We start from the raw sequence: 13,119 nt of genomic DNA on the forward strand, positions 1-13,119 counted from the left end.
GGACCGGGGCAAATCGGCTACCATGGCGCTCTTTGCGCCAGCGTCCATCCGCCATGTCCTACGCCATCAGCCCCATCGGCCATATCCGCTCCTGTTTCAAGGAGAAATTCGCCATACCGCGCCAGCCCCAACTGGCGCCCGCCGCGCGCGGCGTGCTGGAGCTATTGCCGCCCTTCGACCAGGGCGAAGCAGTCGAAGGGCTGGAACGGATCAGCCACGTCTGGTTGCTGTTCCTCTTCCATCAAGCCCTGGAAGACAAGCCCCGCTTGAAAGTACGGCCACCGCGCCTGGGTGGAAACCGCTCGCTGGGCGTATTCGCCACCCGCGCCACGCACCGCCCGAACGGCATCGGCCAATCGGTGGTGAAACTGGATCGGGTCGAGCCAGGACGACTCTGGCTATCCGGCATCGACCTGCTGGACGGCACGCCGGTCATCGACATCAAGCCCTATGTGCCCTATGCCGACGCGGTTGCCGACGCCCATAACGGCATCGCCGATGCACCGCCGGCGCCTATTCCTGTGCAATGGAGCGAGAGCGCGCTGATCCAGGCAGGTGAACAGGCGCTGCGCCTGGGCGAGCCGGTGGTCGAGTTGATCGAACAGTGCCTGGCCCAGGACCCGCGCCCGGCCTACCAAAAACCCACCCCGGAACGGCGCTACGGCGCTCGCCTGTGGGATCTCGACGTGCACTGGCACTACCCTGAACCTGGCGTGATCCGCGTGCTCGACGTGCAACCGGGCACAGATGGCTGAGCATCGAGGTAGCCGCTGACAATCCGCTCGGCGGCGACCAGCGACCTGCAATCATCTGGGTTAGAAACAGCGCCAGGACAGAAAACAGCGGCGTCTCGTGCGCAACAGCCGATAACTCTTGAGCGTCAACTGCGAACAGCCGTTAGCGCTGCTCAAGTAGCCGAGATACGCGAGCAACTCGATGAGTGTCGGATGCAGCAGACTCTGTTGGCCATCCCTGACTTTGGCAAGAACCTTCCTCAGTTCGTCACCCTTACTCAGTGAGAACTTGCTTATGTCTTCCACTCTCTCCTACCTCTAAAGTTCCATTAGCGCATGCAGGATTAACACCCGACATGCAACGATAGGGGCTATATGCTGACTACTGCGTCAGCAATGACATAAGCAGAAATATTGAACGACTACTGTGAACGGCTGGTCATATTGAGTATTTAGGAAATTTTCCAAACCGGGAAAAAGTGAGAATCCGCCTTTTACTATTGGCAATGGCGGCCCGTGCGATGCTCCGTTTGACGTCAATGATTGCGAAAAAAGTCTCCCTCAGCCCTACAAACACCGGCATGGACTTATGAGCAGCAATTCATCGGCAGAATGTGAAAACACCACACTTACTAAATAATAGTGAGAAAACAGAGTCACATACGATATATATCAGCGTAATCGAGCCCACACGAACTCCCGCAAGGCTGCCACCACCATGCAATGACTTCGCCTCAAGAACTTAACAAGAAGCGAAACAAGAAAACTTGATCAATGGTTTTCGACTGAAATGAAAAAGCCCGCCATCTGGCGGGCTTTTCCAGAAGGCTGCGCTTACTTCTCGACGAACGCACGCTCGATCAAGTAATCGCCCGGCTCGCCCATGCGCGGGGAAATCTGCAGGCCGAAACCGTCCAGCACCGCGCTGGTCTCGTCGAGCATGCTCGGGCTGCCGCAGATCATCGCGCGATCGTCCTGCGGGTTCATCGGCGGCAGGCCGATGTCGGCGAACAGCTTGCCACTGCGCATCAAGTCGGTCTGGCGGCCCATGTTGCGGAACTCTTCGCGGGTCACCAGGGGGTAGTAGATCAGCTTCTCTTTCACCATCTCGCCGAAATACTCGTGCTCCGGCAGGACCTTGGTGATGAAGTCGGCATAGGCCAGCTCACTGACCCAGCGCACGCCGTGAACCAGGATGACCTTGTCGAACTTCTCGTAGACTTCCGGATCCTGGATGACGCTGAGGAACGGCGCCATGCCGGTGCCGGTGCTCAGCAGGTAGAGGTGCTTGCCCGGCTTGAGGTCGTCCAGCACCAGGGTGCCGGTGGGCTTGCGGCTGACCATCAGCTCGTCGCCCTCCTTGAGGTGCTGCAGACGCGACGTCAGCGGACCGTCCGGCACCTTGATGCTGAAGAACTCCAGGTGCTCTTCGTAGTTCGGGCTGGCAATACTGTAGGCGCGCATCAGCGGGCGACCGTTGACTTCCAGGCCGATCATCACGAACTGACCGGTCTTGAAGCGCAACCCCGGGTTACGGGTGGTCTTGAAGCTGAACAGGGTGTCGTTCCAGTGGTGCACGCTGAGAACGCGCTCGGTGTACAGGTTGCTCATCAAGGACTCCTAGAGAATCGTGGCGCACCCCAGCAGAATCCGGATGTAGCGCGATTGCGCGACATTTTATAGGGGGCCACAATATCCGCAAAATAAATTATCTGGATATTGCTAATCCAAAACGCAGATAAGGCCCGAAGCACAGCGGGTGCGCGCCAGCATAACGCCAGCTTCCAGCGCTTACGGGCGACCAAATGTCGCGCCAAATGCCCCTGCCGGAGCCACCGATCAGCATGAAATTCACCCTGCGCCAGCTGGAAGTCTTCGTCGCCGTGGCCCAGCAGGAAAGCGTGTCGCGCGCCGCCGAAGCCCTGTCCATGTCGCAGTCAGCCACCAGTACCGCGCTCGGTGAACTGGAGCGGCAATTCGACTGCAAACTGTTCGACCGCGCCGGCAAACGCCTGACGCTCAATGCACTCGGCCGTCAGTTGCTGCCACAAGCGGTCGCCCTGCTCGACCGCGGCGGCGAGATAGAAAGCCTGCTCAATGGCAAGAGTGCCTTCGGTTCGCTGGACCTGGGCGCCACGCTGACCATCGGTAACTACCTGGCGACTCTGTTGATCGGTGCGTTCATGCAGCGCCAGCCGGATTGCCGGGTGCGCCTGCACGTTCACAACACCGCCCATGTGGTACAGCGCGTCGCCCACTACGAACTCGACCTGGGCTTGATCGAAGGCGACTGCCAGCATACGGACATCGAGGTGCAGCCCTGGATGGAAGACGAACTCGTGGTGTTCTGCGCCCCGCAGCACCCCCTGGCCAACGCCGGCCCGATCGATCTGGAGCGTCTGAACAGCGAGGCGTGGATTCTTCGCGAACAAGGCTCGGGCACCCGCCTGACCTTCGACCAGGCCATGCGTCACCACCGGGAGCCCCTGAATATCCGCCTGGAACTGGAGCACACCGAAGCCATCAAGCGCGCCGTCGAATCCGGCCTGGGCATCGGCTGCATCTCACGCCTGGCGCTGCGCGACGCCTTCCGCCGCGGCAGCCTGGTGCCGGTGGAGACCCCGGATCTGGACCTGCGTCGGCAGTTCTATTTCATCTGGCACCGGCAGAAGTACCAGACCGCGACCATGCGCGACTTCCTCGAACTCTGTCGCAGCGAAACCGCCGGGATCAGCCGCAGCGACGAAATCGTCCTGCCGATGATTCCCTGACGCGGCGCGCCAGGAGGGCAATCAACCCAGCAGGATCACCGCCCAGACCACGGTGATGATGGTCAAGGCGACGAACTGCGCGGCGCTGCCCATATCCTTGGCGTTCTTCGACAGCGGATGGCGCTCCAGCGAAACGCGATCGACCACCGCCTCTACCGCGGAATTGAGCAGCTCGACGATCAGGGCGAGCAGGCACACGGCGATCATCAGTGCGCGCTCGCCGCGACTGACGTGGCAGAAGAACGACAGCGGAATCAGTACCGCATTGATCAGCACCAACTGGCGGAACGCTGCTTCACCGCGGAAGGCGGCGGAAAAGCCGGCAAGGGAATAGCCGGTGGCATTGAGGACGCGTTTCAGGCCTGTCTGGCCTTTGAAGGGAGAGGATGACACTGCGGAATCTCTACAAAAAAAGACGCGGCACTCTAAACCAGGCGCAGCGAAAAAGGATGGCGCGAAATGGCAGTTCCCGCGGTTCAGGACGAGGGAACCGTTTCCATCTGTTGCAGCAGCAGGGCCGCTTGCGTGCGGGTACGCACGTTGAGCTTGCGGAAGATCGCCGTGACATGGGCCTTCACGGTCGCCTCCGAGACGTTCAGCTCGAAGGCGATCTGCTTGTTCAGCAGGCCTTCGCAGACCATCGTCAGAACACGGAATTGCTGCGGCGTCAGGCTGGCGAGACCGGCGCTGGCGGCGCGGACCTCATCGCTCAGTTCGGTCACCGAGTCGACCTGCGGCGGCCACCAGACATCCCCATCGAGCACCGCGCGCACCGCCTGCTGCAAGGTGGCCATGTCGCTGGACTTGGGAATGAAACCGCTGGCGCCGAACTCGCGCGAACGCTGCACCACCGCGGCATCTTCCTGGGCGGAGATCATCACAACGGGAATCTGCGGGTATTGTCCACGCAACAGGACCAAGCCGGAGAAGCCATAGGCGCCAGGCATGTTCAGGTCGAGCAGGACTAGATCCCAGTCCGCCTTGTCATTGAGCCTGGCCTCCAGCTCGGCGATGCTCGCCGCCTCCACCAGCTTCGCTTCGGGACCCAGGCCCAAGGTCAGGGCTTGATGCAGAGCACTGCGGAACAGCGGATGATCGTCAGCGATCAGGATTTCGTAGGAAGCCATGAACGGTCCTTTATGGCCGAGCTCGATCCCGGCCGTGGGTAACAGCCGGACCAGCGCAGGAAATGTCTGAGCATCGTTGGCGCATTGTACGCAAAGACAGCCGCGGATGCCTGTCGAGAATGCACCATTGCGCCATCAATAGTGTTTTTCCTGGCGCTCCCGCAGAGACGCCGAGCGTCTTTTCAAAGCATGGACCTTGCGGCAGAGTTGCGCTCTTTTACCTGCCGAGAATGCCATGAAGAGCCAAGCCCTGCGCGCCGACATCCTGATGCTGATTACCGCGATGATCTGGGGCGCCGCCTTCGTCGCCCAGCGCCTGGGCATGGATGCCATCGGCCCCTTCCTGTTTTCCGGCCTGCGCTTCTGCATCGGTGCCCTGGTGCTGCTGCCGCTGGTACTGCGCCGCGGCCAGACGGCACCGCAACCGTTCAATCGCGGCCTGCTGCTGGGCGGCGCGGCGCTGGGCCTGGCGCTGACCATCGGCATCAACCTGCAGCAGGTCGGCCTGCTGTTCACCAGCGTGACCAATTCCGGGTTCATCACCGGCCTCTACGTGATCATCGTGCCGCTGCTCGGCCTGCTGTTCGGCCACCGCACCGGCCTGGGCACCTGGCTGGGCGCCTGCCTGGCGGTGATCGGCATGTTCCTGCTCAGCGTCGGCGACAACTTCCAGGTCGCCTCGGGCGACTGGCTGCAACTGGCCGGCGCGCTGGTCTGGGGCGTGCACGTGCTGCTGGTGGGCTATTTCGCCAGCCGCTACGACCCGGTACGCCTGGCCTGCCTGCAGTTCGCCGTGTGCGGGGTGATCAGCCTGGTCACCGCGCTGATCGTCGAGGAAGTGCATCTGGCAGCGATTCTCAAGGCCGGCCCTGCCCTGCTCTACGGCGGCATTGTCGCGGTGGCTATCGGCTACACCCTGCAGGTGGTGGCGCAGAAGCACGCCATTGCTTCCCATGCCGCCATCATCCTTTCGCTGGAAGCGGTATTCGCCGCCATCGCCGGCGCGCTGTTCCTCGACGAGAGCCTGCACCCGCGCGGCTATCTGGGCTGCGCGCTGATGCTGGCCGGCATGCTGGTGGCGCAGTTGTGGCCGCAGAAAGCCGTGACGGAGGCCAGGCCCGCCTGAGTATCAGAGCGCGGTGAAAGGCCGCAGGGCCAGGTGCGCCGGGCTCTGCTCGTCCAGCGGCTGCTGCCGCTTGGCTTCCAGGTAGCGCTCGCTGAAGACATCCAGGTAGGCGTCCAGCGCATCCCCTGCGCGCTGGTCACCGGCCAGCCCCAGGCAGAGCGCGGCGACCTCGGCGGTGCAGAGGTGCTCGCCACGGGTGGAGCGGCGCAGGCGATAGCGCGAAAGCTGCTCCGGCGTCAGGCTGAGAATCGGGAAGCGATCCAGATAGGGACTCTTGCGAAACATCTTGCGAGCTTCGGTCCAGGTGGCATCGAGCAGGATGAACAGTGGGCGCTTGCCCGTCGTCGGTTCGACGCTATCCCGCACCCGCTCCGCCGCCACGTATTCGCCGGGGAAAACCACATAGGGCTGCCACTGAGGGTCGTCGAGCAGCGCCAGCAATGCCGGATCGACGCTGGTCCGCGACCAGCCGAAGGCCCAGGTCTGCGGCACCGTCTCGGCGATCAGCCAGCCGGTATTGCTGGGTTTCAAGGGCTCGGTATCGAACATCAGCAGGCACATGGCGGAATGGCTTTCCACCTGTGGCCGCCAGGCGCACATGCAATAGTTCGGACGCAGGCGGCACCCCGGGCAGCGTGGTGAACGCGAGCCGCGCGCGATAAAGGGCTTCACGCAGCGGGCCAGGCGCTCGGCGCGCAAACGGGCAACGGCGTGACTCATGGTCGCGCCACCAGGCGGTAACGGGGCTTTCGGGACATCGAGCGTGCGAACCAGGACAACAATGCGGGGCGGCGATTGTAGCAGAGCGCTCTGCGGCAACGGCGCCTCGGCAGGCGCACTGTTTTCAGGGACAATAGCGCCCCTGAACAACCGGCGAACCCGATGGGGTCCGCACGGTCGAATCGGCACCATTGTCAGGAGAAGTCCATGCTGCGCCTCACCGCCCTCGCCCTCTGCCTCGTCCTACCGGCGGCCCATGCCGCGTCACTGAAAGACTACGAGCTGAGCAAGACACTGCAGAAAGTCGCCAAGGAAAGCAGCGAAGGCACGCCCCGCGCGATCAACGAAGACATCCTCGATCAAGGCTACACCGTTGAGGGTAACCAACTGATCAACCACCTCAGCGTGCGCGCCAGCCATGCCGAAAGAATGCGCGCCAACCCGGACAGCGTGCGCAGCCAGTTGGGTGACAGCGTCTGCAGCAATACCGGCTACCGCCAATTGCTGGCCAAGGGCGCCATCCTGACCTACTCGTTCACCGAGTACAAAACCAACAAGCCGGTCGCCGTCGAGCGCTTCGACGCCGGTAGCTGCCACATCAAACTGCAGAAGTGAGCCGGCGACCGCCATGCTCGACAAACAGCAGTTGCTGAAGATCGCCCCCACGCCCATGCCCTTCGGCAAGTACCAGGGGCGCATGCTGGTCGACCTGCCGGAAGAGTACCTGCTGTGGTTCTACAAGAAAGGCGGCTTCCCGCCGGGTGAGCTGGGGCAACTGATGCAGCTCACCCTGGAACTGAAGATCGACGGCCTCGACGGCCTGCTCAAACCGCTCAAGCGCTGACCGACGCTCAGCGCAGCGCCCGCGGATCGCCCTTGCCCGCCACCGCGGCGGCTTCTTCGGCGGTGAGCAGCGCCGTACGCGGCACTTCCAGCAGACGTGCGCAGGCTGCAAGCACGTTCCCCCAGCAGGCGCGGTTGGCGAACAGCATGCCGGCCTCGTCCAGCGTCCCACCGCGATTGCGATACCCCAGCACCGAGGTTTTCAGCGCATCCGGCAGGATCGGCCAGAGATGCCCACGCGCCACTTCCGGGCGCATGTGGGTCAGCAGTACACGCCGCTCGTAATGATCGGGAAATAGCCGTTCGGTCACCGCCTCGTCGGCCACCGCCTGCAGCTCCCAGTTGTCACGCGGCGCGCGGAAGCGTCCCGGCTCCTGCAGGTAGACCAGGCGATAGGGGTAGCCGGCTTCGCTCAGGCGATCGGCGGCCCTGCGCATTTCCGCCAGTTGATAACTGCCATTGGCAATCAGCAACAGCGGCTCGCTGCCCGGATGCTCTTCCACCACGATGGCGCCGTCACGCGCCAGTTGCTCCGCCTGGGCCTGATCGAACAGATTCGGTCGTTCACGCTTGGGAATGACCATGCACGCCAGTTGCCCGCGGCTACGGTAGATGTCGGGCAGCAAGGCAAGAACGCTGTTGTGGTCGGCCGGGAAAAGCACCCGGACCATGTCGCTCATCTCGCCAAGCAGACTTTCGCAGAAGGTGGTGTCCTGGTGCGACTGCTGGTTCTTGCCGTTCTCCCAGGTATGCGAAGTCGCCACCAGCGGCCAGCCCAGCCAACCGGCCGGCCGCCCGGCTTCCTTCTGCAAGCGGGCGAAAATCAGGGTCTGGCGTACCGCACCGAGCATCTTCACGCAGAACGCCTCATAGCTGGCGACCAGGTTGAGCCCACCCTGGTTGCCCAGGCAGGCAGAGACCACCGCCTCCTCGTTGAGCGCAGTGATGATCCGCCCATCGAGCGCTTCCAGCTCGCTTTCCGCTTGGCAAACCCGATGTTTGAGGGCCTTGAGCACCCCGCCCAGGCGATTGCTGGCCAACTCGTCGGGGTTACCGACGCGGGCACGCAAGTCGGGATTGGCCTGGCAAAGCTCGACGAAGAAACGGTCCAGAGCCGCCATCGGTGAGCACTGGTCAGCGCGATAGAGCAGCGCGGGAATCATCGGCTCTATCGGCCGGCGCAACGCCAACGGGTTATCCCGCTCCAACAGACGCCCCTGGCGCGAGGCGGCGAAGCGCGCGCAAGCCGCGTCCAACTCCTCCTCCCCCACCCAGAGCGGTGCGACATGCTGATTGAACAACTCACGGGCATTCGCATCCACATGCGGGTTGCCCGGCAATGGCAGGTTGTGTGCCGCATTGCTACCGGCGCCATAGAAGCCGAAGCCCTTCACCGTTTCGGCGATGCCGTAAGGAATCGGCAGCGGGTAATGCAGAATTCCGCAGTTTTTCTCGTTGACCCGGTGGCTCAGGCGTTGCTCCATCTCCCACAGGGCGCAGACGAAGGCCGCCGGGTCGCGACCGTCGAAGGTCAAGGGATCGAAGCCACACCCACGCAAGTGCTGTTTGAAGCCCTCCAGCCCCTCATGGGTACCGAGCTGGGTACGTTGCTCGATACGCCGACCGTTGGCGATCATCACCGGTAGCGCCACACCGCAGTCCTCGGCGCGCCACCAGCGCGGAATCCAGTCACTGCCACGCTGCTCCTCGGCGGCGCCGTCGGAGAGGAAGGTCACCAAGGTCTCGCCCGGCAACGGCATATGCGCGTACTGCAGTTCGGCGAAACCGAGATAACCACCCTCCGCTATGCCCCCGGCGGTGTGCGGGTTGACGTGGCTGCCCAGGGGCGCGGCGACGCTGCCATCGGCGCTTTGCGCATAACTGTAGAAATCCTGCACCAGGCGATCGAAACCGGCGGCGCCGCCAGCGTAGACCTGCGCCTGCTCCGGCTGCAGATTGCCGGTCAGCACATTGAGCGCCTCGATCGCCGCCACACAGTGCCCTTGCCCCATGAGCCAACCGCGGGTCTGCCCGGTCAGGGCATTCAGGGCGAGGTAGCCGGCGTAGGCCGGCACCATGTTCAGCGCGCCACCGGTGTGGCCCTCGGGACTCGGCTTGAAGTCCTCGGCCAGCAACGCCTGGCCATCCATCCGTACCCGGCGGGCATAGGTCATGTGCACCACCAGCCAGAGGCCGGCGCAAGTCAGGCGGTCCAAGGCATGGAACAGCCGATAGACGCTGGCCAGATCGGGTTGCAGGCCCGCTTGGACCAATTGATGAGCCATTCGGAAAACCGCGGCCTGGGTCTGCGCGCTATGCTCAAGCGGACCGCGCCCGCGTAACCAGTCGGCGAATGTAGGCTCCGCCGCTGCGTGCGCGGCCAGCTCGTCGGGGCTGGGCAGTATCTGGGGCATCATCGAATCTCCTAGGGTAATGGGGGAAGTCTAGGTCGCCAGATCGGAAGGGCGCTGATTTGCATCAACGCCATTTCCGTCCGACTACGCGAGTCTGAAGTCCATTTTGCAGAGGAGGCTCCATGGCTTTACTTACTTTCATCGGCGCAATCCAGGAAGTTACCGGCTCCTGCTACCTGCTGGAGACCCACAATGGCGATCGGGTTCTGCTCGAATGCGGCATGCGTCAGGGACGTAACGAGCGCCAGGGCAGCCGCGACAACGAAGCCAGCAACCGCGCGGCCTTCCCTTTCGACCCCAAGTCACTGAAGGCAGTCGTCATCTCCCACGCCCATATCGACCACAGCGGTCTGCTGCCGCGCCTGGCGAAGGAAGGCTACAAGGGACCGATCTATGCGACGGAATCCTGTTGTGAGCTGCTGGAACTGATGCTGATGGACTCGGCGAACATCCAGGAAAAGGACGCCGAGTGGGAAAACAAGTGGCGCGCGCGTTTGGGGCGTCCGCCAATCAGCCCCATCTACACCCAGGACGATGCCGAGAAGGCCCTGACCCTGCGCCGCGGCATAAGCTATGGCAGCACCGTGGAAGTGGCCCACGGCGTGCGCGTCACCTTCCATAACGCCGGCCATATCCTCGGCTCGGCCATCGTCGAGATCGAGATCCACGAGCAGGGCCTGACCCGCCGCCTGGTGTTCTCCGGCGACCTCGGCAATACCTGCTCGCCGCTGATGCGCACGCCTACCCCTCTGAGCCGTGCCGATGTGGTGCTGCTCGAATCCACCTACGGCGACCGCGATCACCGCGACAATCACGAAACCCTGCAGGAACTGGCAGAGATACTCGAACAGGCGCAGAAAGACGGTGGCAACGTGCTCATCCCGGCCTTCGCCGTCGGCCGCACCCAGGATCTGATCTACTACCTGGGCCGCTTCTATCAGGAGGGCCGCCTGCCGCAGCAGATGGTCTTCCTCGACAGCCCGATGGCCGCCCGCGCCAACGATATCTACCTGCGTCACACCGGGGAGTTTTCCGATACCGATCGCGAGTACATCCGCGGCACCGGAACCGTGAAGCTATCGGAGTGGCTACCCGTGCTGCGCACCACCCAGACGCCGGATGAATCCATGGCGATCAATCGCATCAAGAGCGGCGCCATCATCATCGCCGGCAGCGGCATGTGCACCGGTGGCCGCATCGTCCATCACTTCAAGCACAACCTCTGGCGCGAAGAGTGTCATGTGGTGTTCCCCGGCTTCCAGGCCCAGGGCACCCTGGGCCGAGCCATCGTCGAAGGCGCGGAGAGCGTGCGGGTGTTGCGCCAGCGCATCGCCGTGCGGGCGAAGATCCACACCCTCGGCGGGTTCTCCGCCCATGCGGGGCAATCACAGTTGATTCAGTGGGTTAGCCACTTCGAGCACAAACCCGAGCTATACCTAATACATGGTGAACGAGCGAAAATGGACGTGCTGCAACGCACCCTGCTCGAACGCCTCGACTGGAAAGCCAACATTCCGGAACCGGGGGATCGCATCGCTATCTGAAACAGGGTCATCAGAGGCTGCCGTAGCCAGCACCTCAGACTGGCGCGGCCAGCCCCAAGGGGTTGATGAACAAGGAGTATCCCTATGCCGTATGAACCCGACGACTATCTCTCCAGACACTTCCAGACCAGCGGAACCGACCTCACGCAGAAAGTCGAGGAACTGGCGACGCTGGCCGTCCCCGGTGGCAGTCCGAACCTGCCGCTGTACCGTGAAATGCTCTTCACCGTGGCCCGCATGGCCCAGGCCGACCGTAACCGCTGGGACGCCAAGATCATGCTGCAGACCCTGCGCGAGATGGAGCACGCCTTCTGCACCCTCGAGCAGTTCAAGCGCCGGCGCAAGGTCACGGTGTTCGGCTCCGCGCGCACCCCGGCCAATCATCCGCTCTATGCGCAGGCCCGCGAGCTGGGCAAGACCTTGGCGCGCTACGACCTGATGGTCATCACCGGCGCTGGCGGCGGCATCATGGCGGCCGCCCACGAAGGCGCCGGCCTGGAAAACAGCCTGGGCTTCAATATCACCCTGCCATTCGAGCAGCACGCGAACCGGACGGTGGACGGGAGCAGCAACCTGCTGTCGTTCCACTTCTTCTTCCTGCGCAAACTGTTCTTCGTCAAGGAAGCAGACGCCCTGGTGCTCTGCCCTGGCGGCTTCGGCACCCTGGATGAGGCCCTGGAGGTTCTGACGCTGATCCAGACCGGCAAGAGCCCCCTGGTGCCGGTCGTACTGCTCGATCAACCGGGCGGCCGCTACTGGGAACAGGGACTGCAATTCATCGAGGAACAGTTGGCGGACAACCACTACATCCTCCCCAGCGACATGAACCTGATGCGGCTGGTCTATTCAGTGGAAGACGCGGTGGAGGAAATCGCCCGCTTCTACAGCAACTTCCACTCCAGTCGCTGGCTCAAGGACAACTTCGTCATCCGTCTCAACCACCGCCTCAATGAGCAGGCCCTCGCGCATCTGCACGAGGCATTCTCCGACCTCTGCCTGCGCGATGGATTCCACCAGCAGCCCTACAGTGAACTGGAGCAGGACGAGCCGGAATTCACCAAGCTCACGCGCCTGGCCTTTGCCTTCAATGGTCGCGACCATGGCCGTCTGCGGGAATTGGTGAACTACATCAACCTGCCGGAAAACTGGGTCGAATAACGCCCGCTCGACCTCGTCCGCACGCCACGAAACCAGCCGCCCGGCCCAGCCGGTGCGGATTGGCGCGTGGCAGATCGAGCGCTCGGCCTGAGCTGGCCGACGGCAACGGGTATCCACCGTTACAGAACAAGGAACGAAGCCGCACGGATAATGCAGCGTTCGGTGCAGAGGTGCAGAGGTGCAAACCAAAAGCGGGGCGCGGAGAGCGGGATCAGTCGTCGAAAGCGCGTCCACTGAACAGGCGATTGATCGCCTCCATGGAGTAACCGCGGTAACTGAGGAAACGCCCCTGCTGGGCACGTTCACGGGCGTCCTTCGGCAACGCCGGGAACTTGCGCCGCCAGACTTCCTGCAACTGGCCTCGCCAGTCGATGTCCGCAGCGGCAAGCGCCTGCTCGATTTCGCCACGTGGCAAGCCCCGTTGCGAAAGTTCCTCTCGAATACGCAGGGGACCGTAGCCACTGCGGGCGCGACTGGCAATGTAGCTTTCCAGGTAGCGTGATTCGTTGAGCAACCCCTCCTCGGCCAGGCGTTCGAGGGCGGGATCGATGAGTTCCTGCGCGGCGCCGCGCTGGCGCAACTTGCGGGATAACTCAGCGCGACCGTGCTCGCGTCGTGCCAGGAGGTCCATGGCGGCCCGCCGAACAGCGGCGGGCGTATCGAGCACGGTCGGCATGGGCGC

Annotated in this window: 13 protein-coding genes; 7 read left to right on the forward strand and 6 right to left on the reverse strand. The window is 63.1% G+C overall.

All coding sequences use genetic code 11. The features are described from left to right. The first annotated feature begins 53 nt into the window (after positions 1 to 53). Complete coding sequence (gene tsaA, locus BLQ74_RS12360; RefSeq protein WP_090262852.1) at positions 54 to 755, forward strand: tRNA (N6-threonylcarbamoyladenosine(37)-N6)-methyltransferase TrmO; 702 nt, start codon at positions 54 to 56, stop codon at positions 753 to 755. Between the two features lie 813 nt (positions 756 to 1,568). On the opposite strand, the gene fpr is transcribed toward tsaA, so the two are convergent. Then, positions 1,569 to 2,345, reverse strand: a complete 777-nt coding sequence (gene fpr / locus BLQ74_RS12370; protein WP_090262854.1) for a ferredoxin-NADP reductase — start codon at positions 2,343 to 2,345, stop codon at positions 1,569 to 1,571. 233 nt (positions 2,346 to 2,578) lie between these two features. Between fpr and BLQ74_RS12375 the strand changes: the two genes are divergently transcribed. After that, positions 2,579 to 3,505 (forward strand): LysR family transcriptional regulator, encoded by a 927-nt coding sequence (locus tag BLQ74_RS12375; protein ID WP_090262916.1) that lies wholly within the window; start codon positions 2,579 to 2,581, stop codon positions 3,503 to 3,505. A 21-nt stretch (positions 3,506 to 3,526) separates the two neighbouring features. Here the strand turns inward: BLQ74_RS12375 and BLQ74_RS12380 are convergent, their stop codons facing one another. Beyond that, entirely contained in the window at positions 3,527 to 3,898 is a 372-nt protein-coding gene (locus tag BLQ74_RS12380) for a diacylglycerol kinase (protein WP_090262855.1), read from the reverse strand. A gap of 83 nt (positions 3,899 to 3,981) precedes the next feature. Then, a complete protein-coding gene (gene erdR, locus BLQ74_RS12385; protein WP_090262856.1) occupies positions 3,982 to 4,632 on the reverse strand; it encodes a response regulator transcription factor ErdR in 651 nt (216 codons plus the stop codon). 235 nt (positions 4,633 to 4,867) lie between these two features. On the opposite strand from erdR, the gene BLQ74_RS12390 reads away from it, so the two are divergent. Beyond that, complete coding sequence (locus BLQ74_RS12390; protein ID WP_090262857.1) at positions 4,868 to 5,758, forward strand: DMT family transporter; 891 nt, start codon at positions 4,868 to 4,870, stop codon at positions 5,756 to 5,758. Between the two features lie 3 nt (positions 5,759 to 5,761). On the opposite strand, the gene BLQ74_RS12395 is transcribed toward BLQ74_RS12390, so the two are convergent. Next, on the reverse strand, positions 5,762 to 6,478 hold the full coding sequence (locus BLQ74_RS12395; protein ID WP_090262858.1) for a tRNA-uridine aminocarboxypropyltransferase: 717 nt from the start codon (positions 6,476 to 6,478) through the stop codon (positions 5,762 to 5,764). A gap of 207 nt (positions 6,479 to 6,685) precedes the next feature. Between BLQ74_RS12395 and BLQ74_RS12400 the strand changes: the two genes are divergently transcribed. Both BLQ74_RS12400 and BLQ74_RS12405 read left to right on the forward strand, forming a co-directional pair. Continuing rightward, a complete protein-coding gene (locus BLQ74_RS12400; RefSeq protein WP_090262859.1) occupies positions 6,686 to 7,093 on the forward strand; it encodes a quorum-sensing-regulated virulence factor family protein in 408 nt (135 codons plus the stop codon). A 13-nt stretch (positions 7,094 to 7,106) separates the two neighbouring features. After that, the gene (locus tag BLQ74_RS12405; RefSeq protein WP_090262860.1) at positions 7,107 to 7,322 is read left to right on the forward strand and encodes a DUF3820 family protein; all 216 of its coding nucleotides are present in this window, start codon (positions 7,107 to 7,109) and stop codon (positions 7,320 to 7,322) included. Between the two features lie 7 nt (positions 7,323 to 7,329). Here BLQ74_RS12405 and BLQ74_RS12410 read toward each other — a convergent pair whose 3' ends face one another. After that, the gene (locus BLQ74_RS12410; RefSeq protein WP_090262917.1) at positions 7,330 to 9,735 is read right to left on the reverse strand and encodes a phosphoketolase family protein; all 2,406 of its coding nucleotides are present in this window, start codon (positions 9,733 to 9,735) and stop codon (positions 7,330 to 7,332) included. 122 nt (positions 9,736 to 9,857) lie between these two features. On the opposite strand from BLQ74_RS12410, the gene BLQ74_RS12415 reads away from it, so the two are divergent. Together BLQ74_RS12415 and BLQ74_RS12420 are read left to right on the forward strand one after the other, a co-directional pair. Further along, complete coding sequence (locus BLQ74_RS12415; RefSeq protein WP_090262861.1) at positions 9,858 to 11,279, forward strand: MBL fold metallo-hydrolase RNA specificity domain-containing protein; 1,422 nt, start codon at positions 9,858 to 9,860, stop codon at positions 11,277 to 11,279. Positions 11,280 to 11,363: 84 nt separating this feature from the next. Beyond that, complete coding sequence (locus BLQ74_RS12420; protein WP_090262862.1) at positions 11,364 to 12,437, forward strand: LOG family protein; 1,074 nt, start codon at positions 11,364 to 11,366, stop codon at positions 12,435 to 12,437. Between the two features lie 211 nt (positions 12,438 to 12,648). On the opposite strand, the gene recX is transcribed toward BLQ74_RS12420, so the two are convergent. After that, positions 12,649 to 13,113 carry a recombination regulator RecX gene (recX, locus tag BLQ74_RS12425; RefSeq protein ID WP_090262863.1) on the reverse strand — a complete coding sequence of 155 codons (465 nt, stop codon included), beginning with the start codon at positions 13,111 to 13,113 and terminating at the stop codon, positions 12,649 to 12,651. Positions 13,114 to 13,119 lie beyond the last annotated feature (6 nt).

The organism is Pseudomonas panipatensis (genome assembly GCF_900099785.1).
Classification (GTDB): domain Bacteria; phylum Pseudomonadota; class Gammaproteobacteria; order Pseudomonadales; family Pseudomonadaceae; genus Pseudomonas; species Pseudomonas panipatensis.